The 24,155-nt window shown below is 67.0% G+C and carries 20 protein-coding genes and 1 tRNA gene; 12 read left to right on the top strand and 9 right to left on the bottom strand.

Annotated elements, in window-relative coordinates; translation table 11 throughout:
• Nucleotides 1-142 precede the first annotated feature (142 nt).
• Nucleotides 143-1,054: an oxygen-dependent tRNA uridine(34) hydroxylase TrhO gene (trhO, locus tag ACOHX0_RS01810; protein ID WP_420674925.1), complete on the top strand. Its 912-nt coding sequence runs from the start codon at nucleotides 143-145 to the stop codon at nucleotides 1,052-1,054.
• Nucleotides 1,055-1,117: 63 nt separating this feature from the next.
• Here trhO and ACOHX0_RS01805 read toward each other — a convergent pair whose 3' ends face one another.
• The gene (locus ACOHX0_RS01805) at nucleotides 1,118-3,208 is read right to left on the bottom strand and encodes a putative bifunctional diguanylate cyclase/phosphodiesterase (protein ID WP_420674924.1); all 2,091 of its coding nucleotides are present in this window, start codon (nucleotides 3,206-3,208) and stop codon (nucleotides 1,118-1,120) included.
• Between the two features lie 206 nt (nucleotides 3,209-3,414).
• Here ACOHX0_RS01805 and ACOHX0_RS01800 point away from each other — a divergent pair, with 206 nt between their 5' ends.
• The 5 genes from ACOHX0_RS01800 (at nucleotide 3,415) to ACOHX0_RS01780 (ending at nucleotide 8,124) form a co-directional block, all read left to right on the top strand.
• Nucleotides 3,415-4,113 carry a fumarylacetoacetate hydrolase family protein gene (locus ACOHX0_RS01800; RefSeq protein ID WP_420674923.1) on the top strand — a complete coding sequence of 233 codons (699 nt, stop codon included), beginning with the start codon at nucleotides 3,415-3,417 and terminating at the stop codon, nucleotides 4,111-4,113.
• A 360-nt stretch (nucleotides 4,114-4,473) separates the two neighbouring features.
• Nucleotides 4,474-5,517: a TRAP transporter substrate-binding protein gene (locus ACOHX0_RS01795; RefSeq protein ID WP_420674921.1), complete on the top strand. Its 1,044-nt coding sequence runs from the start codon at nucleotides 4,474-4,476 to the stop codon at nucleotides 5,515-5,517.
• A 66-nt stretch (nucleotides 5,518-5,583) separates the two neighbouring features.
• Entirely contained in the window at nucleotides 5,584-6,162 is a 579-nt protein-coding gene (locus ACOHX0_RS01790) for a TRAP transporter small permease (protein WP_420674919.1), read from the top strand.
• Nucleotides 6,162-7,667 (top strand): TRAP transporter large permease, encoded by a 1,506-nt coding sequence (locus ACOHX0_RS01785; protein WP_420674918.1) that lies wholly within the window; start codon nucleotides 6,162-6,164, stop codon nucleotides 7,665-7,667. Before ACOHX0_RS01790 ends, ACOHX0_RS01785 begins: the two co-directional genes overlap by 1 nt.
• A 13-nt stretch (nucleotides 7,668-7,680) precedes the next feature.
• Entirely contained in the window at nucleotides 7,681-8,124 is a 444-nt protein-coding gene (locus tag ACOHX0_RS01780; protein ID WP_420674917.1) for an acyl-CoA thioesterase, read from the top strand.
• Nucleotides 8,125-8,201: 77 nt separating this feature from the next.
• Here the strand turns inward: ACOHX0_RS01780 and ACOHX0_RS01775 are convergent, their stop codons facing one another.
• Complete coding sequence (locus ACOHX0_RS01775; protein ID WP_420674916.1) at nucleotides 8,202-9,410, bottom strand: winged helix-turn-helix domain-containing protein; 1,209 nt, start codon at nucleotides 9,408-9,410, stop codon at nucleotides 8,202-8,204.
• A complete protein-coding gene (locus ACOHX0_RS01770; RefSeq protein WP_420674915.1) occupies nucleotides 9,410-10,435 on the bottom strand; it encodes a LacI family DNA-binding transcriptional regulator in 1,026 nt (341 codons plus the stop codon). Before ACOHX0_RS01770 ends, ACOHX0_RS01775 begins: the two co-directional genes overlap by 1 nt.
• A gap of 156 nt (nucleotides 10,436-10,591) precedes the next feature.
• On the opposite strand from ACOHX0_RS01770, the gene ACOHX0_RS01765 reads away from it, so the two are divergent.
• Together ACOHX0_RS01765 and ACOHX0_RS01760 are read left to right on the top strand one after the other, a co-directional pair.
• Nucleotides 10,592-10,668, top strand: a tRNA-Arg gene (locus tag ACOHX0_RS01765).
• Between the two features lie 96 nt (nucleotides 10,669-10,764).
• Nucleotides 10,765-11,370: a chorismate--pyruvate lyase family protein gene (locus ACOHX0_RS01760; protein ID WP_420674914.1), complete on the top strand. Its 606-nt coding sequence runs from the start codon at nucleotides 10,765-10,767 to the stop codon at nucleotides 11,368-11,370.
• Between the two features lie 28 nt (nucleotides 11,371-11,398).
• On the opposite strand, the gene ACOHX0_RS01755 is transcribed toward ACOHX0_RS01760, so the two are convergent.
• The 5 genes from ACOHX0_RS01755 to ACOHX0_RS01735 form a co-directional block, all read right to left on the bottom strand.
• Nucleotides 11,399-12,856: an aldehyde dehydrogenase family protein gene (locus ACOHX0_RS01755; RefSeq protein ID WP_420674913.1), complete on the bottom strand. Its 1,458-nt coding sequence runs from the start codon at nucleotides 12,854-12,856 to the stop codon at nucleotides 11,399-11,401.
• A complete protein-coding gene (locus ACOHX0_RS01750) occupies nucleotides 12,849-13,322 on the bottom strand; it encodes a GNAT family N-acetyltransferase (RefSeq protein ID WP_420674912.1) in 474 nt (157 codons plus the stop codon). The genes ACOHX0_RS01755 and ACOHX0_RS01750 overlap by 8 nt, the downstream gene beginning before the upstream one ends.
• Nucleotides 13,319-14,911 carry an ABC transporter ATP-binding protein gene (locus ACOHX0_RS01745; RefSeq protein ID WP_420674911.1) on the bottom strand — a complete coding sequence of 531 codons (1,593 nt, stop codon included), beginning with the start codon at nucleotides 14,909-14,911 and terminating at the stop codon, nucleotides 13,319-13,321. Before ACOHX0_RS01745 ends, ACOHX0_RS01750 begins: the two co-directional genes overlap by 4 nt.
• Entirely contained in the window at nucleotides 14,908-15,723 is an 816-nt protein-coding gene (locus ACOHX0_RS01740) for an ABC transporter permease (RefSeq protein WP_420674910.1), read from the bottom strand. The genes ACOHX0_RS01745 and ACOHX0_RS01740 overlap by 4 nt, the downstream gene beginning before the upstream one ends.
• Nucleotides 15,724-15,811: 88 nt before the next feature.
• On the bottom strand, nucleotides 15,812-16,759 hold the full coding sequence (locus tag ACOHX0_RS01735; RefSeq protein ID WP_420675207.1) for an ABC transporter permease: 948 nt from the start codon (nucleotides 16,757-16,759) through the stop codon (nucleotides 15,812-15,814).
• A 360-nt stretch (nucleotides 16,760-17,119) separates the two neighbouring features.
• On the opposite strand from ACOHX0_RS01735, the gene ACOHX0_RS01730 reads away from it, so the two are divergent.
• Nucleotides 17,120-18,238 carry an acetoin utilization protein AcuC gene (locus ACOHX0_RS01730; RefSeq protein ID WP_420674909.1) on the top strand — a complete coding sequence of 373 codons (1,119 nt, stop codon included), beginning with the start codon at nucleotides 17,120-17,122 and terminating at the stop codon, nucleotides 18,236-18,238.
• Between the two features lie 45 nt (nucleotides 18,239-18,283).
• Here the strand turns inward: ACOHX0_RS01730 and ACOHX0_RS01725 are convergent, their stop codons facing one another.
• Entirely contained in the window at nucleotides 18,284-19,762 is a 1,479-nt protein-coding gene (locus ACOHX0_RS01725; protein ID WP_420674908.1) for an ABC transporter substrate-binding protein, read from the bottom strand.
• Between the two features lie 178 nt (nucleotides 19,763-19,940).
• On the opposite strand from ACOHX0_RS01725, the gene panB reads away from it, so the two are divergent.
• The 3 genes from panB (at nucleotide 19,941) to glpK (ending at nucleotide 23,198) form a co-directional block, all read left to right on the top strand.
• Nucleotides 19,941-20,771 (top strand): 3-methyl-2-oxobutanoate hydroxymethyltransferase, encoded by an 831-nt coding sequence (gene panB, locus ACOHX0_RS01720; protein WP_420674907.1) that lies wholly within the window; start codon nucleotides 19,941-19,943, stop codon nucleotides 20,769-20,771.
• An 8-nt stretch (nucleotides 20,772-20,779) separates the two neighbouring features.
• Complete coding sequence (panC, locus tag ACOHX0_RS01715; RefSeq protein WP_420674906.1) at nucleotides 20,780-21,640, top strand: pantoate--beta-alanine ligase; 861 nt, start codon at nucleotides 20,780-20,782, stop codon at nucleotides 21,638-21,640.
• 67 nt (nucleotides 21,641-21,707) lie between these two features.
• Nucleotides 21,708-23,198, top strand: coding sequence for a glycerol kinase GlpK (gene glpK / locus ACOHX0_RS01710; RefSeq protein WP_420674905.1), 1,491 nt, complete (start codon nucleotides 21,708-21,710; stop codon nucleotides 23,196-23,198).
• Nucleotides 23,199-24,155: the final 957 nt, after the last annotated feature.

Here is a 24,155-nt window from a genome sequence, read left to right as displayed (position 1 = left end):
ATGGCGGCGGAATGGGAACGGCCGCCACTGGGGCGGCGATTGCGGACGCCGGCAAAGATGCGGGAAGAACCCATGTTTTGCTGGGCTGCGGAGCGGCTGCTTGGGCTTGAAAAGTGCCGCGGTTGGGACTAAGGGCGGCGGTATGTACACGATTGCCGCTCTCTACCACTTCACCCGTTTCCCCGATCCCGCCGCGATCCGGCCCGCGCTTCTGGAACTGTGCCGGGCCCAAGGCGTGAAGGGATCGCTGCTGCTTGCGCGCGAGGGGATCAACGGCACCATCGCGGGGCCGCGCGCCGGGATCGATGCGGTGCTGGCGCTTATCCGCGCGCTGCCCGGCTGCGGCGGGCTGGAGTGGAAGGAAGCCACCGCCTCCGAGCCGCCCTTCGGCAGGATGAAGGTGCGCCTGAAGAAAGAGATCGTGACCATGGGCCAGCCTGACGTGGACCCGCGCGCCTCGGTCGGGCACTACGTCGAGCCCGGGGACTGGAACGACCTGATCCGGCAGGATGACGTGGTGCTGATTGACACCCGCAACGATTACGAGGTGGCCATCGGCACCTTCGAGGGCGCGGTTGACCCAAAGACAGAAAGTTTCCGTGACTTCCCCGCCTGGTGGGAGGCCAACAAGGACCGCTTCCGCAACAAGCGCGTGGCGATGTTCTGCACCGGCGGCATCCGCTGCGAGAAATCGACCAACTACCTGCTCGGGCAGGGGGTGGAGGATGTCTATCACCTCAAGGGCGGCATTCTGCGCTACCTGGAGGAGGTGCCGCAGGAGAACAGCAGCTGGCAGGGCGAGTGTTTCGTCTTCGACAACCGCGTCTCGGTCGGCCACGGGCTGGCGGAGGGGCCGCACGAGCTGTGCCACGGCTGCCGCCGCCCGATCCTGCCCGCGGACAAGGCCCGGCCCGGGTTCGAGCAGGGGGTGAGCTGCCACCAGTGCATCGATGAGACCTCTGAAGAGGACAAGGCCCGGTTCCGCGAGCGGCAGAAGCAGATGCAGCTGGCCCGCGCGCGCGGGGAGGACCACCTGGGGTCCATTCCGCTTTAACCCCGGCCGCGGCGTCCCACTGCCGGGCGGGAGGGGTCAGGAGGCTGGGCTGCACGCCGAATTCTAACCCGTGCCCATAATCCGGTCCGCGGCCTCGTCCGGCACTGTGTCCGGTACCGCCTCCGGCGTGTGGCGGGCGATCAATTGCAGCATCTCCGTCCGGCTCATCGGCTTGCCGAAATAGAAACCCTGCACCGAATTGCATTTCTCGGTACGCAGGAAGTCCAGCTCGTCCTGCACTTCGACGCCCTCTGCCAGCACCGGGATGTTGAGCGCGGCGCCCAGAAGCAGGGTGGAGCGCACGATGGCGGCGCGCTGCTCGTCCTTGTGCACGTCCTGCACGAAGCTGCGGTCGATCTTGATCTTGTCGAAAGGGAAGGTCTGCAGCATCGCCAGCGACGAATAGCCGGTGCCGAAATCGTCCATCGCGATACGGATGCCGAGGCTTTTGAGCTTGTGCATCACCCTCAGGGTATGGGCCTGGTCGTCGATGATGCTGGCCTCGGTGATCTCCAGCTCCAGCCGCTCGGGCGCCAGGCCGGTTTCCATCAGGATATCCATTACCGTCTCGATAAAGGAGGGCTGCACCAGCTGCTGCGGCGCAACGTTTACGGCGACGCTGTAGGGCCGCGGCCAGCTGGCTGCTTCCCGGCAGGCGGTGCGCAGCACCCACTGGCCGATCTCGCGGATCAGTCCGGTTTCCTCGGCCACCGGGATGAACCGGTCCGGAGAGATCCGGCCGCGGGCCGGGTGGTTCCAGCGCAAGAGCACCTCGAACCCCACCGGCTCCAGCGAGCTGAGGTCGTTCTGCAGCTGATAGACCAGCTCGAACTGCTCGTCCGCACAGGCCTGGCGCAGGTCCTGGATAAGCACCAGCTTGTCGCGGCTCTGGCGGTCCATGTCCTCGTTGTAGAAGCAGATGTGGTGTTCGTCCTCGGCCTTGGCGCGATACATGGCGAGGTCGGACTTGTGCAAGAGATCGCGCGGCACCCTGCCATCGTGCAGGCTGGTGGCGGCGCCGATCGCGGCGCCAACCCGGACCGAGACGTCCTCCAGGTCGATCGGCTCGATGATCGCGGCATGCAGGCGTTCGGCAAAGGCGGCCACCTCCTCGATATGGCGGAAGCCGCGTTTCATAGCAACGAATTCGTCACCGCCGGCCCGGGCGGCAAATTCGTCGCGCTCCAGCACGGCCCTGATGCGGCTGGCGGCGGTCATCAGCACCTCGTCGCCCGCGGCATGGCCATAGAGGTCGTTCACCTCCTTGAACAGGTTGAGGTCGATGGTCAGGAAGGCCACCGCCTCGCTGTCGCCGCGCTCCAGCCGCGGGGCAAGCTCGGCCAGCTTGCGGGTGAGCCACATGCGGTTCTTCATGCCGGTCAGCGGATCATGCAGCGCGGCGTGCTGCAGCTGGCCGCGGGCTTCGTTCTCCAGGTTTGTCTCGATGCTGGCGGAGGCAAAGCCGACCAGCAGGATCAGCCCCATCACCGCAAAGATCAGCATCGCCAGCGAGGTATCGGAGATCACCTGGGCGGGCACGATGATCATCGGGGAGAGCTCGATGCGGATGGCGCTCATGCCAGTGAAATGCATGGCGCAGATCGCCGCCACCATCAGCGCCGCGGCCTTCACCCGGCGGTAGCGCAGACCGGGCCGGGTCAGGCACAGCCAAGACGCCGCGCCGAGCAGCACTCCCAACAGAACCGAGGCGGTGAGCAGCCCGGGCGACCACAGGATCTGGCCGGGCAGCAGGTAGGCCGACATGCCGGTGTAGTGCATCGCCGAGACCGACAGCCCGAAGACCGCGCCCGCGAGGCCGCCCGCCACACGGCGCGGGGCAAACCCCAGGATGCTGTTGGCCAGCGCCATGCCCAGCACCGCTACCCCCAGCGACAGGCCGGTGGCCACCGGCTCGTACCCATGCGGGTAGCCGGGCTCATAGGCGAGCATGGCGATGAAATGCGTGGACCAGATGGTGGCGCCCGCGATCAGGCTGTTCAGCCCCAGCTGCACAAGCCGCCGCTGCCCCTGCGCCCCCAGGAGCCGTCGGCCCAGCTGCACCGACAGCCAGGAGCCGATAATGCACACACAGGCCGCCGCCGCCACCAGGGCGAGGCTGTGTTCATTGGTCAGGCAGTCGATGACTCGGTACATGCTCGGCGCCTCAGTCGCAAAATTTCCGCAAAGTCCGGGTCTCACGCGGGGAGTTAACAAGTTCACAAGATGCCGCGGCAATACGCCGGCGATTTTATGCATTTGCATGGTATCTTTTCCCGCCGGCCCCGCGGGGATGCCGCCGCCCTTGCGGCCGGCGCCACTTCGCGGCAGGCTGCGCGGCAAAAGCAAACAGGGGACGGGCGATGGCGGAGACGCTTTTCGAACTGCCGGAGACACCGGTGATTGCGGTCACGGGGGAGCAGGAGGGCTACCCGGCGGGGCGGATCTTCTGCGTCGGGCGCAACTACGCCGCTCATGCTGCGGAAATGGGCAATGAAATCGACCGCGAGGCGCCTTTCTACTTCACCAAATCCGCCGCCAACGCGGTGCTGTCCGGCGCCGAAGTGCCCTATCCGCCGGGCACGGCGGATTTTCATCACGAAATGGAACTGGCAGTGGCAATTGGCGCACCGCTGTTCCAAGCCGCGCCGGAGGCCGCGATGGCGGCGGTCTACGGCTACGCCTGCGCGCTCGACATGACGCGGCGCGACCTGCAGCAGCGCGAGCGCAAGAAGCAGCGGCCGTGGGATCTTGGCAAGGACCTGGAGGCGGGCACGGTTCTTGCGCCCGTCACCCGCAGCGCCGATTGGGACGGGCCGGGGGCGCAGCGCATCTGGCTGGAGGTCAACGGCGAGATCCGCCAGGACGCGCAACTGTCGGAAATGGTCTGGCCAGTGGCGGAGCTGCTCAGCCACCTCTCTGGCTTTTACCATTTGCGGCCGGGCGATCTGGTGCTGACGGGCACCCCGGCCGGGGTGGGGCCGGTTGCGGCCGGGGACAGCATCCGCGGCGGCATCGATGGGCTGGAGCCGGTGCAGCTGACGCTGACGGCGGGTGAATGACCCGACTCCCGCTTGGCCTGCTGCGCAATGACGCAAGCTTCTGCGCCGCCCGCGCGCAGGATTGTTGTTGCCAGGCCTGCGGCGCAATGTGTATCGCTGAGAGCGGCTTTGCAGGGACGCTGTAACATGCCGGGCGGCCGTTTCTGCCGCCGGCGGCGGGTGTGGCGGTTTTAATGACTTGAAAATGCATGATCCGCTGTTGATGGTTACAAACGCACCCAATAGCACGGGGCGGACAGTTCGTTTTGCGAACGTCCGGCGTATCCAGGCGGAAGATCTGGGAAGTATCCGGCGGGCTGCCGCAGCATTGTGATCAGCGGCAGGCGCACGGGGGGAAGACTGGTCAAAGGGAGGACACACATGACCACTCGCAGAAAGCTATTGTCGGCGGCAGGGGCGGCGGCGCTCGCCATCTGCGCCGCAGCGCCGGCATTTGCCCAGGAGGTGACGCTGAAGCTGCACCAGTTCCTGCCGGCCCAGGCCAATGTGCCGAAGCTGATCCTGGACGTCTGGGCCGACAACGTTGAGGCCTCCTCGGACGGGCGCATCAAGGTCGACCGCTACCCCTCGATGCAGCTGGGCGGCAAGCCGCCGGAGCTGATGGACCAGGCCATCGACGGCGTTGCCGACATCGTCTGGACCGTGGTCGGCTACACCCCCGGCCGCTACCCGTCGACCGAGGTGTTCGAGCTGCCCTTCATGATGACCAATGCGCGCGCGGCTTCGCACGCCTATTGGGAGATGTTTGAAAAACACATGAAGGACACCGAGTTCAAGGATGTGAAGATCCTGGGCACCTGGGTGCATGGCCCCGGCCTGATCCACTCCTCCGACCCGGTGGAGACGCCGGACGACCTGCGCGGCATGAAGATCCGCGGCGGCGGCCGCTCGGTCAACGCGCTGCTGGAAGAGCTGGGCGCAACCCCGGTCGGCATGCCGGTTCCGGCGATCCCCGAGGGCCTCTCCAAGGGCGTGATCGACGGCACTACCATCCCCTGGGAAGTGACCGCCGCGCTGAAGGTGCCGGAGCTGGTGGAGAACCACACCGAATTCGCGGGCAAGGCGCTCTACACGCTGACCTTCGTGCTGGCGATGAACAAGGAGAAGTACGACAGCCTGCCGGATGACCTGAAGAAGGCCATCGACGACAATTCCGGGCTGGAGTTCTCGGTCTTCGCGGGCGGCACCCAGGCCGATTCCGATGGCCCCTCGCGCGAGCTGGCGCTGGATATGGGCAACACCGTGATCACGCTCGACGAAGAGCAGACCGCGGTCTGGCGCGAGCGCGCCCAGCCGATCTACGACAAGTGGATTGCCGACATGCAGGACAAGGGCATCGACGGTGCCGCGCTGATCGAGGAAGCCTCGGCCCTGATCGAGGAATACACGCCGAAGTACGAATAAGGCGCATGATCTCAGGCGGGGGGCCGGGCTAGGCCCCCTGCGCAAGACGAAAAGGCAAACTCGACCATGCACAAGCTGATGCTGGGACTGGCCCGGGCGATGGCATATCTGGGCGGCGCGGTGCTGTCGCTCCTCATCATCCTGACCTGCGTGTCGATCATCGGGCGGCAGCTGAACGGCCTGTTCCACAGCGGGCTGATGCAGGGGCTGGCGCCCGGCTTCTCCGACTGGATGATCGGCTGGACCGGCCCGGTCAACGGTGATTTCGAAATCGTGGAGGCCGGGGTGGCCTTTGCCATCTTCGCCTTCCTGCCGCTGTGCCAGATCACCTCCGGCCATGCCTGCGTCGACGTGCTGGCGAATGCCTTCCCGCGCCGGGTGAAATACTTCCTGCGGATGGTGACAGAAGTGCTGTTTGCCGCAGTGCTGGTGCTGATCGCCTGGCGGCTGGCCGATGGCACCCTCGGCAAGTACCAGAACGGCGAGACCTCCTTCCTGCTCCAGTTCCCGGTCTGGTGGGCCTATGGCGCCAGCCTTGTTGCGGCGGTGGTGGCGGCAGTGGTCGGGCTCTACATGGGCGCGGTGCGCACATATGAATATCTTACCGGCCGCATCCTGGTCTGGGACGGCGTGGAGGGCGAATAGTGACAGCTTTGGAAATTGGCATCGCATCCTTTCCGGTGCTGATGCTGCTGATCTTTTTGCGGGTGCCGATCGGGCTTTCGATGTTCCTTGTGGGGCTTGGCGGGCTGATCTGGGTCACCGGCGGCACCCAGGTCGCCTTCGGGCGGCTGAAAAGCGAGACCTACTCGACGTTCTCCTCCTATTCGCTGACCATCGTGCCGATGTTCCTGCTGATGGGGCATTTCGCAACGCTCGGCGGCATGTCGACGGCGCTGTTCAAGGCGGCGGAGGGCTTCCTGGGGCACCGCAAGGGCGGGGTGGCGATGGCCTCCATCGGGGCCTGTGCCGGGTTCGGCGCGATCTGCGGCTCCTCTCTGGCGACCGCTGCCACCATGGGCCGGGTGGCGCTGCCGGAGCTGAAGCAATACGGCTATGCCGGCGGCTTTTCCACCGCGACGCTGGCGGCGGGCGGCACGCTGGGCATCCTGATCCCGCCGTCGGTTGTGCTGGTGATCTATGCCATCCTCACCGAGCAGAACATCGCTAAGCTGTTCCTTTCGGCCTTTATCCCCGGGCTTCTGGCGGCGCTTGGCTATGTGATCGCGATCTCGATCTACGTGCGGCTTTATCCGGCCAGCGCAGGCACCCGCCCGCCGGTGCCGATGCGGCAGCGGTTCGAGGCTCTGTTTCACGTCTGGCCTGTGCTTCTGGTCTTTGCGCTGGTGGTCGGCGGCATCTACCTTGGCTGGTTCACCCCGACCGAGGGCGCCGCGGTGGGCGCGTTCGGCACTGGTTTTATCGCCTGGATGAACGGCGGGCTGACCCGGGCCACGCTCGCCGACAGTTTCCTGGTGACCGCGCGCTCCACCGCGATGATCTTCTTTATCGTGCTGGGCGCGGGGTTCTACAACGGCTTCCTGGCGCTCACCAAGGTGCCGCAGGAACTGGCCGATTTCGTGGTGAGCCAGGGTCTCAGCCCCTGGGTGGTGCTGGCGCTGATCCTCGCCTTCTACCTGGTGTTCGGCTGCCTGATGGATTCGCTGTCGATGATCCTGCTGACCATCCCGATCTTCTTTCCGGTGATCTCGGTGATGGATTTCGGTCTGCTCTCGCTGCCCGCGATGCAGGCTGAGGCAGCGATGGAGGTGCTGAAGGCGGGCATCCCCGAAGGCATGGGGGCCGAGATGCTGGCATCGATCCGCGACGCCATCGCCAGCGGTGCCGAGCTGACCCGCGAGCAGATGCGCGAACTGGGCATCCGGGTGACCGAAGGCCGGGTGAACCGGATCGAGGCGGAATATGTGGCGATCTGGTTCGGCATCCTGGTGCTGATCGTGGTCGAAGTCGGGCTGATCACCCCGCCGGTGGGGATGAACCTCTTCATCATCAACGCGATGGATCGGCAGACCCGGATGATCGACACCTACAAGGCGGTGATGTTTTTCGTCGCCTCCGACATCATCCGCGTCATCATCCTGGTTGCCTTCCCGGTGATCACGCTGCTGCCGCTGATGCTGATGCAATAAGGACAATCGGACGATGGCAGAGAGCAGAAGCGAGGCCCCGCGCGGCTTCGAGCATGAAATCCGGGTCGGCTGGGGCGATTGCGACCCGGCCAGGATCGCCTATACCGGCCGCCTGCCGGCCTTTGCGCTGGAGGCAATCGATGCCTGGTGGGAGCATCACCTCGGCGGCGACGGCTGGTACCAGATGGAGCTGGACCGCGGCACCGGCACGCCGTTTGTGCATATGAGCATCGACTTCCGCGCGCCTGTCACGCCGCGCCACCGGCTGCGCTGCGAGGTCTGGCCTGCGGCTCTGGGGGAGAAGTCGGTCACCTTCCGGGTGGCGGCGCGGCAAAACGGGGTTTTGTGTTTCGAAGGCAGGTTTGTCTGCGTCTTCATCGAGCCCAAGGACTTCTCCGCGAAAGCCGCGCCGCCCGACTACCGCGAAGTGATCGAAGCGCAGCTGCGCCCGGAGTAACAGGCGCCGTCTGTTGACCCCATGCGCCTCCGCCCGCCACGGGCGCCGGAATTATCGAATAATTCCGGCTCCCTGTCTCAGCCGGGCGCGCGCAGCCAGTGATCGGCGAATGTGACGCGGGCGAGGCCTGCAAAGCGCGCAACCCGATGCAGTTCCGCCTCCAGCCGCCGGGTGCGGGCCGGGCTCCATTTGATGCCCGCTTCCGGCCAGAGCGCGGTGACATGCAGGCCGTCCGCATCGCGCACCGCCTTCATGTCGATCCGGCCGATCAGGCGGCTGCCCTCCATCAGCGGGAACACGTAATAGCCGTAGCGGCGTTTGGCGGCGGGGGTGAAGACCTCGATCCGGTAGTGGAAGCCGAACAGCCGCTCGGCGCGCCTGCGGTCGCGCAGGGCCGGGTCGAAGGGGCTGAGCACACGGATGCGCCCCGGCGCCGGGCCAAGTTCCGCCGCCGTTTCCGCCGTGCCGGGCCGGGCAATGACGCGGCGGGGCTTGCCATCGGCCTGCTCCAGTTCGATTTCCTGCAATGTGCCCTCGCGCAGTCCCTCCGCGCACCACTCCCGCGCCTCCGCCGGGGTCGCGGTGTCCCAGAAGGCGGCGATCTCGCCTGCGGTGGCAAAACCGAGCCGGTCGAGCGCTGCGTTGCAGAGCCATTTGATCGTGGCGGCCTCATCCACGGTCCCTTCGCGCAGGTGCTCCTCGATCACCCGTTCGGTCAGGTCATAGCGCTTCTGGAAGCCGTTCCGCCCGGTGACCGCCAAGGCGCCAGACCGCCAGAGGTATTCCAGCGCGGTCTTTGACGGGTGCCAGTCCCACCAGCCGCCGGAGCTCTTGGGCTCGTCCCGGCCCACATCGGCCGCGCTGACCGGGCCATGGTCGCGGATGTGCCGCAAGACGGCTTCAAACCGCGCCTCGAACCCGTCGCGGCGCCAGTTGCGCCAGCGGCTCTTCAGCCGCGCGGCATCGCGGCGGAAGCGCAGGTCCCATTGCGGATAGAACGCCATCGGGATCACCGCCGCATCATGGGTCCAATGTTCGAACAGCGCGCGGTCGCGCTCGTAGAGCCGCTTCAGCGCAGGCGCGCGGTAGCTAGGACGGCGGCTGTAGAGGATCATGTCGTGCGCCCGCGCCACCGTGTTAATGCTGTCGATCTGAACGAAGCCCAGCCGTTCGATCAGCTCCAGCAGGGCCGCGCCCCTGGCAGGCCCCGCCGGCGGTTCCAGCAGCGCGTGGCGGTCGAGGAACAGCCGCCGCGCGCTGCCGTTGTCCAGCCGAGGCAGCAGCATCAGCGCCGCTTGAGCGTGTCGCCGTAGGTGATCGTGGGGGAGAGCGTCACGTGCTTTTCAATCGGCGCGTCGGGGTCTTCGAGTTGCGCCGCGATGATCTCGGCAGCCTTGCGGCCGATCTCCTGGCGGCAGGCGTCCATGGTGGCCAACTTGCGCGGCAGCCCCTGCAAGAGCTCCACCCCGTTGAAGCCGGCGAGGCCGATCTGGCCGGGCACGTCGATGCCCTGGTCGAGCAGGTACAACAGCCCGCCCGCGCCGATCATGTCGTTGGAGTAATAGAGGAAATCCAGCTCCGGCGTGCGCTCCAGCATCTCCTGGGTCATCTCCCGCCCCTTGGCCAGCGCCGAACCACCGGAATAGAAGGCGCGGTCCTCGATCTCAATGCCTTCCTTGGCCAGTGCCTCGGTGAAGCCCTCGAAGCGTTTGCGGGCGCGATGGTCCAGCGGCATCTTGGTGCCCATGAAACCGATGTGGCTATAGCCTGCCTTGAGGATCGCCTTGGCCATCTCGCGGCCCGCGCGGCGGTGCGAGATGCCGACCATCGCGTCGACCGGCTTGCCGTCGGTGTCCATGATCTCCACCACCGGGATGCCTGAGGCCGCAAGCATGGCGCGCGCGGGTTCGGTGTGCTCGAGCCCCGCGATGATCACGCCGGAGGGCCGCCAGGACAGCATCTCGTAAAGGACTTTCTCCTCTTTCTCGGGCTGGTAGTCGGTAACGCCGACCACCGGCTGCAGGTCGGTGCTCTCCAGCACCTTGTTGATACCGGTCAGCACCTCCGGGAACACCATGTTGGAGAGCGACGGGATGATCACTGCCACCAGGTTCACCCGGTTCGAAGCCAGCGCGCCTGCGATCTTGTTGGGCACGTAGCCCAGTTCCTTGGCGGCGCTCAGCACCTTGGCGCGGGTGCGTTCCGACACGTCGCCGCGGTTTCGCAGCACGCGGCTGACGGTCATTTCGGAAACTCCGGTCGCTTCGGAGACATCGCGGAGGGTCAGCGGGCGCTTGTTGTCCGTGGTCACGTGTGTGTGCTTTCTTGATTGCTGCTGGCTGCGAGGTTAGCGCAGACATTGGGCGCTGCACAATGGCGTCCGGCGGCTATTCGTGGCTCGCGCGCACTTGGCCGCGCACATGGCATTGTGGAGGCAGGCGGGATTTGCTATCGCCAAGGCGCACGCGGCCCCGTGGCTCAACTGGATAGAGCAGCCCCCTCCTAAGGGGCAGGTTGCAGGTTCGAATCCTGCCGGGGTCGCCAAGTTTCCGCAGCAGCTAATCGGCGGGGCCGGGCTTTCGCCCCGATCCGGTCCGGTCTATGGGTGCGGCGTTGCGATGATCCGGGGAGTACACGGCGATGGCAGGGTCTGGACCGGCGCGGGAGAGGCTGCGAGCTGCGGCGGAGGCGGCGCCGGGTGCGGGACCTGTGCGGCAGCGGTTCGGGGCGGGGATTGCCGCGGGCAGCAGCGCGGCGGCCTGGGCCGAAGCCTGGCTCAGGATGCTGCTGGTGCAGGACGGCTCCGCCACGCTGATCTGCGAAACCATCGCGGACGGGCCTGTGAAGCTGGAAGTGCTGCACCAGAAGGTGACCACTAGCGTGCCGCGCCAGGTGCGGGCGCATCTGCCGGGCAGCGCCTTCATCGAGCGGCAGGTCTGCATGTCGCATGCGGGCCAGGTGATGATGGACAATCTCAGCTACGTGGCGCTGGAACGGCTTGACCCCGAAGTGCGGCGGCATCTGGAGCAGGGGCTGTCGCCGATTGGCTATATCTTTGACGTGAAGCGCACCTGCAAACGGCCGGTCGCCTGTCCGGAGGCGGTGCTGAACCGGCTGTGGCAGCGCGCGGGCGTGCCGGATCCGGCGTCGGCGCGCAGCTATGTGCTGGAGATCGAGGCCACCTCCAGCATGCTGATCACCGAGGTTTACCGGGCCGGCATGTGCTTCGGCCTGCCGCAGTCCTGAGGGGCCGGGCGGCCGGACCCTGGGCGGCTCAGCCGTGGCGGGCGGCCACCGTCTTCAGCTGGGAAAAGCCGTAGAGCGCCTCGAAGCCCTTCTCGCGGCCGTGGCCCGACAAACCGCTGCCGCCGAAGGGCAGCTCCACCCCGCCGCCGGCGCCGTAGTTGTTGAGGAAGACCTGTCCTGCCCGCAGGGATTTCGCCAGCCGCATCTGGCGGCCGCCGTCGCGGGTCCAGACCCCGGCAACCAGCCCGTAGGGCGTGCTGTTGGCGATCTCCACCGCCTCGGCCTCGGATTCAAACGGGATCAGCACCTGGACGGGGCCGAAGATCTCTTCCTGTGCCAGCACGTGGCGGGGCGGCACATCGGCAAACAGCGTGGGGCGCACGTAGGCGCCTTCCTCCGGAGCCCCGGTGGCGATGCTGCCCTCGGCGGCCACGGTCAGATCCGTGCCCCTGGCGATATAGCCTTCAACAATCTCTTTCTGCCGGGCCGAGATCAGCGGGCCGAGGTTCAGGTCCTCGCCAGCCGGACCCGCGGTCAGGCCGCGATATGCCTCGCTCATGCGGGCCTTCACCGCGTCATAGACCCCGCGCTGCACCAGGATGCGGGAGGAAGCCGAACAGGTCTGACCGGCGTTCTGGATGCCCGCGTTCACCAGGAAGGGCAGGGCGCCGTCCAGGTCGGCGTCGTCGAACACCAGCTGCGGCGACTTGCCGCCCAGCTCCAGCGTCACCGGCACCACATTGGCGCCCGCCGCCTGCTGCACCAGCGCGCCGGTGCGGACCGAGCCGGTGAAGGAGATATGCTGCACGCCCGGATGCCCTGCCAGCGCTGCCCCGGCCTCGGCGCCGAGCCCCGGCACCACGTTCAGCGCCCCCGCAGGCAGCCCGGCCTCCATCGCGATATGGGCAAAGGCCAGCGCCGTAAGGCAGGCTTCCTCGGCCGGTTTCAGCACGCAGGCGTTGCCCATCGCCAAGGCGGCCCCAACCGAGCGGCCGATGATCTGCATCGGATAGTTCCAGGGCACGATATGTCCGGTGACGCCATGCGGCTCTCGCAGGGTGTAGACGGTGTAGCCGTCGAGATAGGGAATGGTCTCCCCCATCACCTTGTCCGCGGCACCGCCGTAGAATTCGCAATAACGCGCCAGCGCCACCGCGTCGGCGTGGGCCTGGGTGAGCGGCTTGCCGACGTCCATCGCCTCCAGCGCGGCGAGCTGCTCCACCCGTTCCAGCACAAATTGGCCGATGCGGGTCAGGACACGGCCGCGCTCCAGCGCGCTCATCCGGCCCCACGCGCCTTCGCGCGCTGCCTGCGCGGCGCTGACGGCGGCATCGATGTCTGCCGCGGTGCCGCGGGCGATATGGCAGATATCCGTCCCGTCGGAGGGGTTTACCAGCGGCAGGGTGCCGCCGCTCGCGGCTGGCTGCCAGCGGCCCCCGATCAGGCACATCGCGGGGTCGAACCAGAGAGGGGAGGGGTCAGTCATCATGCGCTCCTGCAATGTCGAATGTGTAGCTCTTGACCTGATGTTCGGTGAAAGGCGCCCCCGTCCGCAACTCGCGGATGCCGGGCATCAGACTGAGGCAGGTGCCCCAAAAGGCCGCGGCCTCGCGCGAGGTGCTGGAAATCCCCATGCGCCAGCGGCCGGGGAACTCGCAGAGGATCGCCTGTGCGGCCTGCTGGCCCCATCCCAGGCGGCGGTGCCGAGGGAAGATGCACAGCTCCGACAACTCGCGCCGGTCGTCCGGCAGGTTCAGCACCGCGGCAAAGCCGATGCGCGCGCCGTCACCCCTAATCCAGAAGGCGGTGACGTCCTTGCGGTGCAGCATCTGGCGTGCGCGTCCGTCCGGGTCGATCCCGGCCTCAGGCGCGACCTCGGCGAAATAGGGCGCAAGAGCGGCCGTCAGCAGCGCCGCCTCCCGTGGCAGGATCAGGGAAAGCGTGAGGCTCACGCAGCACCTGCTTCCGGCGCGGGCAGAACCGGGGCGGCGGCGATCAGCTGGCGGGTGTAGGCGTGCTGCGGGTCGTCGAACAGCGCGCCGGTCTCGCCCTGCTCGACGACCCGCCCGTTCTGCATCACCAGGCAGCGGTCGGTCACGCTGCGCACCACGCTGAGGTCATGGCTGATGAACAGATAGGTGAGCTGGTAGGCGGCGCAGAGATCGGCCAGCAGGTCGAGGATGCACGCCCGGACCGAGACATCCAGCGCCGACACCGCCTCGTCGAAGATGATCAGCGCGGGCCGGGTGATCAGGGCGCGGGCGATGGCGATGCGCTGGCGCTGGCCGCCGGAGAACTGGTGGATGTACTTCCGCGCATCATCGGGGTGCAGCCCCACGGCCGTGAGGGTTTCGGCAACCCGCTCCGCCCGGGCCTGTCCGGCGGGCGGTGCATCAAGCGCGTGGAAGGGTTCGGTGATCAGCCGCTCCACCCGGTGGCGCGGGTTGAAGCTGCCGTAGGGGTCTTGGAATACAACCTGCATGTTGCGCCGGATAGCCGGGCCGGGCCGGGTTGTGACCGGTGCGCCGTTTAGGCGGATTTCGCCGCCCTGCAACGGCTCCAGGCCCAATATCGCCCGTGTCAGTGTCGATTTCCCGCAGCCGGACTCGCCCACCAGCCCCAGCCGCTCGCCGCGGTTGAGGGTGAAGGAGACGTCATCGACGGCGCGGTGGCGGCCCGGCCTGGCAAAGAGCGATGCGCGCGGCAGCACGTAGTCGCGGATCGCGCCCTTCACCTCCAGCAGCGGAACGGGCGCAGGCGCGGGCGGCAGCTCGACCTGGTGGCGGGAGGCGGCAAAGAGCTTCCTTGTGTAGGGGTGGCGCACGTCGCGCAGGAGCTGCGCGGTGTGGCCTGTCTCCACCACTTCGCCGCTTTTCATCACCACGATGCGGTCCGCCAGATCCGCGACCACGGCAAGGTCGTGGGTGATGATCAGAAGCCCCATTCCTTCCTCTTGCACCAGCCCTTTCAGGAGGGAGAGGATCTGCGCCTGGGTGGTCACGTCCAGCGCCGTGGTCGGCTCATCCGCGATCAGCAGCGCCGGGCGCAGGGCGATGGCCATGGCGATCACCACCCGCTGGCGCTGGCCGCCGGAAAGCTCATGCGGGTAGCGGCTGAGCGGGAAGCGGTCCGGGGGCAGGCCGACGCGGTCCAGAACCTCGCGGGCGCGGGCCTCGGCGGCAGCGGGGGGCATCGCATTGTGGATCAGGATGGTCTCCATCACCTGGGCGCCGATGGTCTTCACCGGATTGAGCGCGGTCATCGGCTCCTGGAAGACCATGCCGATAGACTGGCCGCGCAGCACGCACATCTGGGTCTCGCTCTGCTGGAGCAGCGGCGTTTCTCCGAGGTGAATACCCCCCTGAACGCGCGCCCGCTCCGGCAGCAGCCCCATCACCGCCAGCGCCGTCATCGACTTGCCGGAGCCGCTTTCGCCGGTGACCGCGACGATTTCGCCCGGCGCCACGTGGAAGGTGACATCGCGGAGCACCGGCAGCGCGCCGATGGAAACCGAGAGGCGGGTGATGTCGAGAAGGCTCATGTCCGGGCCTCCCGCAGCCGCGGGTCGAGGTGGTCGCGCAAGCCGTCGCCCAGCAGGTTCAGCCCCAGAACGGTCAGAATGATCGCGGTGCCTGGGATCAGTGCCAGATGCGGGGCAAAGCTCACCATGGTCTGAGCATCGGCCAGCATCCGCCCCCAGCTCGGCGTGGGCGGCTGCGCGCCGAGGCCGACATAGGACAGCCCCGCCTCGGCCAGGATGCCGAGCGAAAACTGGATGGTGCCCTGCACGATCAGGAGGTTCATGACGTTGGGCAGGATATGCTCGGCAGAAATCCTGGCCGCGCCCTTGCCAGCGACGCGGGCGGCGAGGATGAACTCGCGTTCCCACAGCGACAGCGCCGCGCCGCGGGTGATGCGGGCAAAGACGGGGATGTTGAAGATGCCGATGGCGAGGATCGCGTTCAGTGCGCTGGGGCCAAGGACGGCGGTGATCAGGATCGCGATCACCAGCGACGGGAAGGCAAAGACCAGATCGTTGCCGCGCATGATCAGCTCGTCCAGCCAGCTGCCGCCGCGGGCGGCGGCGGCCAGGCCCAGCGGCACGCCTGCGCCCATGCCGATACCCACCGCCGCCAACGCCACCGCCAGCGAGGTGCGCGCGCCCACCATCAGCATCGACAGGATGTCGCGGCCGAAGTGATCGGTGCCCAGCCAGTGCTGCGCGTTTGGGGTTTGCAGCTTGGCGGGGATATTCATTGCGGCGTGGTCGAAAGGCGTCCACAGGAAGGACACGATCGCGGCCAGCAGCACCAGTGCTGCGAGGGTACCGCCAAGCAGAAGGGGGCGGGTCATTTGTCTCCCCTTGATGCGTCAATGTACTGAGGGGCGCGGCCCGGCGTTGCCGGGCTGAGAGACGGAAATGTTTCTGCGCAAGTCCGGGTCATGTCCGGCTCCTCAGCCGCGGGTCGGCAAGCGCATAGGCAAGGTCGACGAGGAAATTCACCGCGATCACGGCGAATACCAGCAGCATCACCACCGATTCCACCACGATCAGATCGCGCGCCGAGATCGCCTGGAACACCAGCCGCCCGAGGCCGGGCAGGAAGAAGACCTGCTCGATGATGATGGCGCCCGCGAGCAGGAAGGAAAACTGCAGCCCGATGATCGTCAGCACCGGGATCAGCGCATTCCTGACCCCGTGCCGCCACAGCGCCTGGCGTTTGGTCAGCCCCTTGGCGCGGGCGGTGCGCATGAAATCCTCGCCCAGTATGTCCAGCAGCGCCGAGCGCATCACCCGCGCGAGGATTGCCGCCTGCGGCAGCGCCAGCGCGATGGCGGGCAGGGTGAGCGCGTGCAGCCCGGCCCGGAGCCCGGCCTCCCAGCCCGGAAAGCCGCCCGCACCAAACCAGCGCAGGTTGATGGCGAAGATCAGCACCAGCATCATCGCAAACCAGAAGTTCGGCACCGCCACCCCCAGCTGGGTCGCGCCCATCACCGCCATGTCACCGGGCTTGCCGCGGCGGGCGGCGGCGTAGATGCCCGCGGGAAAGGCGATCAGCGTCGACAGCAGCAGCGCATAAAGCGCCAGCGGCAGCGATACCCAGAGCCGGTCGGCAATCATGCCCGCAACCGGTGTGCGGTAGGTGTAGGAGGTGCCGAAATCTCCCGCCAGCATGCCCCCCGCCCACGAGAGGTAGCGGGCCAGCTTGCCCTGATCCAGCCCCAGCTCGGCCCTGAGCGCGGCCACCGTGTCAGCTTGCGCATTGACCCCCAGCATGAAGGCGGCGGGATCGCCCGGGGCCACCTCGATCACGAAGAAGATCACCAGCGAGGCAACGGCCAGGCTGAGCAGCAGCGACAACAGGCGTTTGAGGGCATAGCGCAACATGGCTGCCACGTTAGGAGGCCCCAAAGCGCCGGTCCAGAGGGCGGCGGGCGGAAACGCCTTGGGATGAGCAAGAAAGGCTCCGGATCAAAGGCTTGGAGCGAGGTTGCGCGTATTGCGCGCGCGGCTTCGTGATGGCCGCCTGCGATGGCGGTACAAGCCGGGCGGGTGTGGGCCCCTGGGGTGGCGCGCCATAGGGTTTGCAGGGCAGTTATTGCCTCCGGGTGTTCCTCCTCCGTCCGGCGTGCCGCCACCCCAGCCAAAGCGCCCGCCCGCCGGGACGGGCAGACGCTCGCCTTGCGCCTTCGGCTGGTTCCGGGCGAACTCTTTGATCGCCGCCTTTGCGCGGGCTATCAAGGGCCCATGCTGGAACGGCCTCTCTTCATCGGTTCGGAAATTTACCGTGGCTCGTCTTACGGCGCGCGCCATCCGTTGCGGGTGCCACGGGTCTCCACGGTGATGGATCTGGCGCGGGTGCTGGGCTGGTTGCCGGGGCAGGCCTATGTGAACTCTCCGCGCGCCAAGCCCACGGCGCTCACCGCTTGGCACACGCCGGAGTATATCGCGGCGCTGCAGGCGGCCGAGGCGGCGCAGGACGTGAGCGCAGAGGTGCGGGCGCGCCATCACATCGGCACCCTCTCGAACCCGGTCTTCCCCGAAATCTTCCGACGCCCGGCCACCGCCGCGGGCGGCGCGATACTGGCAGGTGAGCTTCTGGCGCAGGGCGGCATTGTCTACAGCCCGGCGGGCGGAACCCATCACGGGCTGCCGGACCGGGCCAACGGTTTCTGCTACCTGAACGATCCGGTTCTGGCGATGCTGTCGCTGCGCCACCACGGCGCGCGCCGCATCGCCTATGTGGATATTGACGCGCATCACGCGGATGGGGTGGAGCATGGCTTTGCCGGGGACGCAGACGTGCTGATGATCTCGGTGCATGAGGAAAACCTCTGGCCCAAGACCGGCAGGCTGGAAGAAGACGCGGGTGGCTCGGCACTGAACCTGCCGGTGCCGCGCGGCTTCAACGATGCTGAAATGGCCTGTGTCCGGGAGGAGCTGATCCTGCCAGCTGTTGAAGCTTTTGCCCCGGAGGCCATCGTGCTGCAATGCGGTGCGGATGCGGTGCGGGAGGACCCGCTGGCGCATCTGGACCTCACCAACAACGCGCATTGGGGCGTGGTGAAGGCCCTGATGGGCATGGCGCCACGGCTGTTGGTGCTGGGCGGCGGCGGCTACAACCCGTGGACGGTGGGGCGGCTCTGGGCCGGCGTCTGGGCAACGCTCAACGGGCATGAGGTGCCGGAGCGCCTGCCTGCCGGGGCGGAAGGTGTGCTGCGCGGGCTGGCGTTCAAGGGCCACCGGCTGGGCCGCAACCCGCCGGAGCATTGGTTCACCACGCTGCGCGATACGCCGCGGGGCCGGGAGGTGCGCGATGTGATCCGGGAGCGGGTCCGTTACCTGCGGGTCAGACGGGAGTTATAGGAACCGCAACAGCGCCCGCAGAGCGGGGCGGGCGCTGCGTGCGGATCACTCCGCCCAGCGGATCGCGGTCAGGTCGATGGCTGCTGTGGGGGCATTCTCCCAGAGCCCCTCAATTCCTGCCTTGGCAATGCCCAGCTTGGGCAGCTGGAACAGGTAGCCGTTCACGTAATCCTGCGCCAGAATCTCCTGCGCCTCGCGCAGCAGGGCCTCGCGCTCCTCCGGCGCGGAGGTCGCGTTGAGCCGCGCCATCAGCTCCTGAAACGCCTTGCTGTCGTATTGGAAGTAGTAGTCGGGGCGGGCGTAGATGCCGATGTCCATCGGCTCGGTGTGGCTCACGATGGTGAGGCCGAAGTCCTTGCCGCGGAACACGGTTTCCAGCCATTGCGCCCACTCGACGTTGATGATCTCCGCCTTGATGCCGACCTCAGCGAGCTGGGCGGCGACGATCTCGCCGCCGCGGCGGGCATAAGACGGCGGCGGCAGGTGCAGCGTGGTCTCAAAGCCCTCGGCAATGCCTGCCTCGGCCAGCAGTGCCTTGGCTTTCTCAGGATCATGGGCGGACTGGCCGGTCAGATCCGCGTAGGCCGGATGGTGCGGTGCGAAATGGGTGCCGATTGGGGTGCCATAGCCGAACATCGCGCCGTCGATAATGGCCTCACGGTTGATCGCATGGGCCAGCGCCTGGCGCACGCGGATGTCGTCGAAGGGCGGCTGCTTGTTGTTGGTCGACAGTATCGTCTCGCCCTCGGTGGAGCCCACCAGCACCTGGAAGCGGGGATCGGCCTCGAACTGGGGCAGATTCTCGGGGGCGGGGAAGTTGTCGAAGGCGTCGATGTCGCCCGCCATCATCGCAGCAAAGGCGGCGGTGGGGTCGGAGATGAACTTGAAGGTGGCGGAGGCCAGCGCAGGCGCCTCGCCCCAGTAGTCCGGGTTGCGCGCCAGGGTGATGCGGTCGCCCTGCACCCATTCCTGAAACGTGAAGGCGCCGGTGCCGACAGGTTGGGACTTGATGCCCTCGATGCTTTCCGGCGCCACGATCACCGCGTCGCCCCAGGCGAGGTTGAACAGCAGGCTGCCGTCGGGCTTGTCGAGCGCGAGCTTCACCGTCCGCGGGTCCAGCACCTCCACCGCGGTGATGCCCTCGAACAAGGCTTTCTGCGCGTTGGTGCTGTCCTCGGCGCGGGCGCGGTCGAGCGAGAACTTCACGTCCTCCGCATCCATCGCGCTGCCGTCGTGGAAGGTGACGCCGTCGCGCAGGGTGAAGGTGTATTCGGTCCCGTCCCCGGAGATTTCCCAGCTTTCAGCCAGCCCCGGCACCACCGAGCCGTCGCCCATGAAACGGGTCAGCCCTTCGAAGATGTTGCTGTAGACCACCGAGTCGATCGCCTGCGCGGCGGCGCTGGTCGGGTCCAGATGCGGCGGCTCCAGCTGCGTCGCGATGATGACGCTGTCCTTGGCCGCGGCGGCGCCCGCCATCAGGGCCAGCACGGAACTGGCTGCCAAAACGAAGGATCTGAAGGCCATAAAACAAACTCCCTGAATGCTGTCTCTTTGCCGGGCCCGGGCTTGCCCCGGTACCTATTGGAAACGAGTTTCCCGTTTTCCCATGCGTAATCAAGGCCGGGAGGACATTTCGCGCACTGGAAGCACGCCGCGTTAATTGATACTCCCGTGCGCAATCCGAACCGGGAGCAGGACCGACATGAGCGCGACAGCCAGGAAACAGGCGCCCAACGCCGAAGACATCCGAGCCCGCAAGGGCGGTGAGCCTTTGGTGAGCCTCACCGCCTATACCACGCCGATGGCGCGGGTGATGGACAAGCACTGCGATTTCGTGCTGGTCGGCGACAGCGTCGGCATGGTGCTGCACGGGCTGCCCTCGACGCTGGGGGTGACGATGGAGATGATGATCCTGCACGGCCAGGCGGTGTCGCGCGGGCTGGAACGGGCGATGATGGTCATCGACATGCCCTTTGCCAGCTACGAGGAAGGCCCGCAGCAGGCGTTCCGCAACGCGGCCCGGCTGATGGCGGAGACCGGCGCGGGCGCGGTCAAGCTGGAGGGCGGCGTGGAGATGGCCGAAACCATCCGCTTCCTGGTGAAACGCGGCATCCCGGTGATGGCGCATATCGGCCTCACGCCGCAGTCGATCAACACGCTCGGCGGCTACAAGGTGCAGGGCCGCGACGAGCAGGCCGAGGCGGTGCTGGATGATGCCCGCGCGGTAGCAGAGGCCGGCGCCTTTGCGGTGGTGCTGGAAAAGGTGCCGCAGCGGCTTGCCGACCGGATCACCGAAGCGGTTGCGATTCCCACCGTTGGTATCGGTGCAAGCGCGGGCTGTGACGGGCAGATCCTGGTGGTCGACGACATGCTGGGCTTCTTCACCGCCTTCAAGCCGAAATTCGTGAAGCGCTACGCCGACCTCGGTCCCGCCGCAGAGGCCGCGATTGCCGAATACGCCGCCGAAGTGCGCGCCCGCAGCTTCCCCGCGGCAGAGCATGTCTTTGCCGATCAGGCCCCGGCCAAGGGATGAGTGCCGACATGACTGCCCCGATCCTGCGCCGCCTCAGCGATCTGCGCGCGGCGACCGCCCAGTGGCGCCGCGCGGGTGAGACCATCGGCCTCGTCCCCACCATGGGCGCGCTGCATGCGGGCCATCTATCGCTGGTGGAGGCCGCTAAGGCCGCGTGTGACCGGGTGATCGTGACCATCTTCGTCAACCCGCGCCAGTTCAACAGCCCGGAAGACCTGGCGAACTACCCCCGCACCGAGACCGAGGACGCGGAGAAGCTCGCCCCCTATGGCGTCGACCTGATCTACGTGCCCGACCCGGACCAGATCTACCCGGAGGGCTACGCCACCAATGTCTCGGTGTCGGGCAGCGTCACCGGCGTGATGGAAGGCCCCAACCGGCCGGGCCATTTCGACGGCGTGGCCACCGTGGTGGCAAAGCTGTTCCTGCAGACCGGCGCGGACAAGGCGTTCTTTGGCAAAAAGGACTACCAGCAGTTGATGGTGGTGCGCCGCATGGCGCGCGATCTCGACATCCCGATCGAGGTGGTGGGATGCGAGACCGTGCGGGAAGCCTCCGGTTTGGCGATGTCGTCCCGCAACCTGCGGCTTGACGCCGCTGGTTTGTCCAAGGCCGCAACACTCTATGCTGCCATGCAAGCAGCGGCTCAGGGTGCGGCGGCGGGGCAGCGCTGGGCGCCTCTGGAAGCGGAGGCGCGGCAGGCCCTTGGCGCGGCGGGCTTGGGCGAGGTCGAATATTTCGACCTGCGCTGCGCCGCCACGCTGGAGGCGCTCGACGCCCCCGATCGCCCGGCCCGACTGTTCGCCGCCGCCTGGCTCGACGGGGTGCGGCTGATCGACAATATCGCGGTCTCTCAACTAAAATTTTAGTAGGGGCTGGCAGCGCTGCCAGTTTTACGTTTATCCTCCGCGGTCAGAGGAGACTGGAGGGCGGACTATGACCTATATTCTGGCGATCGATCAGGGCACCACATCGACCCGGGCAATCCTGTTCGATGCAAAGATGCAGGTTGCGGGCACGGCGCAGAAGGAATTCACTCAGCATTACCCGCAGGCGGGATGGGTCGAGCATGACCCGGAAGAGCTGTGGTCCTCCACCGTGGAGGTCTGCCGCGAGGTGATGGCAGAGCTGGGCGTGGAGGCCGGAGACCTGGCCGGCATCGGCATCACCAACCAGCGCGAGACCACCGTGGTCTGGGAGCGGGAGACCGGCAAAGCCATCCATAACGCCATCGTCTGGCAGGACCGCCGCACCGCGAAGATTTGCGAAAGCTTGCGCGAGGCGGGTCACGAGGAGGTGGTTGCGGACCGCACCGGGCTGCTGCTGGACCCGTATTTCTCGGGCACCAAGGTGAAGTGGATCCTCGACGAGGTGCCCGGCGCGCGCGAGAAGGCCGCGGCGGGCGAGCTGATGTTCGGCACCGTCGACAGCTTCCTGATCTGGCGGCTCACTGGCGGGGCCGCGCATGTGACCGACGCCACCAATGCCGCCCGCACGCTGATGTACGACATCCGCAAGGGCCGCTGGAGCAGCACCATCTGCGGCCTGCTCGACGTGCCGATGGAGATGCTGCCCGAGGTCAAGGATTGCGCCGCCGATTTCGGCACCACCGATCCCGAGATCCTGGGCGGCGCGGTGCCAATCCTGGGCGTCGCGGGCGATCAGCAGGCGGCTACCATCGGTCAGGCGTGTTTCGAGCCCGGAATGATGAAGTCCACCTACGGCACGGGCTGTTTTGCGCTGCTGAACACTGGGGGCGAGCCCGTGGTCTCGAAAAGCCGGATGCTCACCACTATTGCCTATCAGCTTGACGGCAAGCCCACTTACGCGCTGGAAGGCTCGATCTTCATCGCGGGTGCCGCGGTGCAATGGCTGCGCGACGGGCTGGGGATCATCGGCAAGGCCAGCGAAAGCGGTGTGCTGGCCGAAAAGGCTGATCCCGGCCAAGACGTGATTCTGGTGCCCGCCTTCACCGGCCTCGGCGCGCCTTACTGGAAGCCGGACTGCCGCGGCGGCATGTTCGGTCTTACCCGCAACTCCGGCCCGGCCGAGTTCGCCCGCGCCGCGCTGCAGAGCGTCGCCTACCAGACCCGCGACCTCTACGAGGCGATGCGCGCCGATTGGGAGGATGACAGCCACCACACGGTGACGCTGCGGGTCGATGGCGGCATGAGTGCAAGCGACTGGGCCATGCAGAGCCTCGCGGACCTTCTGGGCGCGGCAGTGGACCGGCCGGTGATGCAGGAAACCACGGCGCTGGGCGCGGCCTGGCTGGCGGGGATGCGGGCCGGGATCTACCCGGACCAGGCGGGCTTTGCCGAAACCTGGCGGCTCGACCGCGAGTTCAAGCCCAAGCTGGATGCAGAAACCCGCGAGGCCGCCTATGCCCGCTGGCAGCGCGCCGTGCAGGCGGTGATCGGGGTCTGAGGCAGGGCCAAGGCGGGTGCGCTCCCGCCTGCTCCGGCATATTCACGGAATATGCCTCACAGTTGGGCTTGGCGGCGCGCTGACGCGCCCCGCTACTCCATTTGCCGGGAAGCGCATCAAAGGCGGGCTGCTGTCCGCGCTATGCGGGTGGCTGGCCCGGCGGCATTGCAGCGGGCGAAAGCGCGGTGCGGCGTCGCAGGGTTGTTCTTTGTGCTGAGAAGCGCATCAGGGGCAGGTCTGCCCTGAAGCGCCTGAGCCAGACTTTATCCGGCCGTCCCCGCCCCAAGAGTAAACCGCGCCTGCCGCGCGGGCGCCTTGCGGCACTTGCCCCGGGGCCGGGCCGGGGCGCGCCGCCGTTAATGCAGGGCGCTTGGCAGCACCGGAAGCGGGGGGCTTTAATCCGGGTAGCGTGCTGGGGAGGCCGTTTTTTGAGGAGATGTTTTCAATCCGTCTTGGTCCGCCAAGGGCAAATCATCGTGGCATCTATCGGCAAGCCGTGCATTGGCCGCGCACGCGGTGGCGATCCAAAGGGGTGTCATCGGCGGCGAATGCCCGCCAATCTCGTTCGCTTTACCGGCTGAGCTCCAAATCACCGCCTTGCAGGCGCGCGCCGACGATGCGCGGCGGCCATTGGGCTTTGTCCCGCGCTGGGTGAAATACGGAAAAGGGGTGCCTGGCTGGCGTTTGACGCTTTGCGTCGGGAATGGCGACGCGCTCCGTCCTGTTGCGAGCGGAAGCTGGACACCTCCGAAATCCGTGATTTTCTGATGTGCGGGGTAATATGAGCAGCCCTGGGGGGCTGCTACTGCGGCCTGATTGGCTTAGCGCTGTAGGTTCGAGGGGCGTGAGCCGTTAGGCGGGCGCAGTTCGGCTGAGAAGCCATCGCAATCGGCCCATGTTGCAGACCATGTTGGCCAGAGTAATTGTCGCCTTGGCGCGGGCCAGGCCGATGGTTCG

The sequence above is a fragment of the Cribrihabitans pelagius genome, from assembly GCF_048820915.1.
GTDB classification, from domain to species: Bacteria; Pseudomonadota; Alphaproteobacteria; order Rhodobacterales; family Rhodobacteraceae; genus Cribrihabitans_A; species Cribrihabitans_A pelagius.
This window is presented reverse-complemented; position numbering and strand designations above follow the sequence as displayed.

Coding starts and splice junctions, on each gene's coding strand:
- trhO (WP_420674925.1), top strand. CDS start 143: ATGTACACGATTGCCGCTCTCTACCACTTCACCCGTTTCCCCGATCCC.
- ACOHX0_RS01805 (WP_420674924.1), bottom strand. CDS start 3,208: ATGTACCGAGTCATCGACTGCCTGACCAATGAACACAGCCTCGCCCTG.
- ACOHX0_RS01800 (WP_420674923.1), top strand. CDS start 3,415: ATGGCGGAGACGCTTTTCGAACTGCCGGAGACACCGGTGATTGCGGTC.
- ACOHX0_RS01795 (WP_420674921.1), top strand. CDS start 4,474: ATGACCACTCGCAGAAAGCTATTGTCGGCGGCAGGGGCGGCGGCGCTC.
- ACOHX0_RS01790 (WP_420674919.1), top strand. CDS start 5,584: ATGCACAAGCTGATGCTGGGACTGGCCCGGGCGATGGCATATCTGGGC.
- ACOHX0_RS01780 (WP_420674917.1), top strand. CDS start 7,681: ATGGCAGAGAGCAGAAGCGAGGCCCCGCGCGGCTTCGAGCATGAAATC.
- ACOHX0_RS01775 (WP_420674916.1), bottom strand. CDS start 9,410: ATGCTGCTGCCTCGGCTGGACAACGGCAGCGCGCGGCGGCTGTTCCTC.
- ACOHX0_RS01760 (WP_420674914.1), top strand. CDS start 10,765: ATGGCAGGGTCTGGACCGGCGCGGGAGAGGCTGCGAGCTGCGGCGGAG.
- ACOHX0_RS01755 (WP_420674913.1), bottom strand. CDS start 12,856: ATGACTGACCCCTCCCCTCTCTGGTTCGACCCCGCGATGTGCCTGATC.
- ACOHX0_RS01745 (WP_420674911.1), bottom strand. CDS start 14,911: ATGAGCCTTCTCGACATCACCCGCCTCTCGGTTTCCATCGGCGCGCTG.
- ACOHX0_RS01740 (WP_420674910.1), bottom strand. CDS start 15,723: ATGACCCGCCCCCTTCTGCTTGGCGGTACCCTCGCAGCACTGGTGCTG.
- ACOHX0_RS01735 (WP_420675207.1), bottom strand. CDS start 16,759: ATGTTGCGCTATGCCCTCAAACGCCTGTTGTCGCTGCTGCTCAGCCTG.
- ACOHX0_RS01730 (WP_420674909.1), top strand. CDS start 17,120: ATGCTGGAACGGCCTCTCTTCATCGGTTCGGAAATTTACCGTGGCTCG.
- ACOHX0_RS01725 (WP_420674908.1), bottom strand. CDS start 19,762: ATGGCCTTCAGATCCTTCGTTTTGGCAGCCAGTTCCGTGCTGGCCCTG.
- panB (WP_420674907.1), top strand. CDS start 19,941: ATGAGCGCGACAGCCAGGAAACAGGCGCCCAACGCCGAAGACATCCGA.
- panC (WP_420674906.1), top strand. CDS start 20,780: ATGACTGCCCCGATCCTGCGCCGCCTCAGCGATCTGCGCGCGGCGACC.
- glpK (WP_420674905.1), top strand. CDS start 21,708: ATGACCTATATTCTGGCGATCGATCAGGGCACCACATCGACCCGGGCA.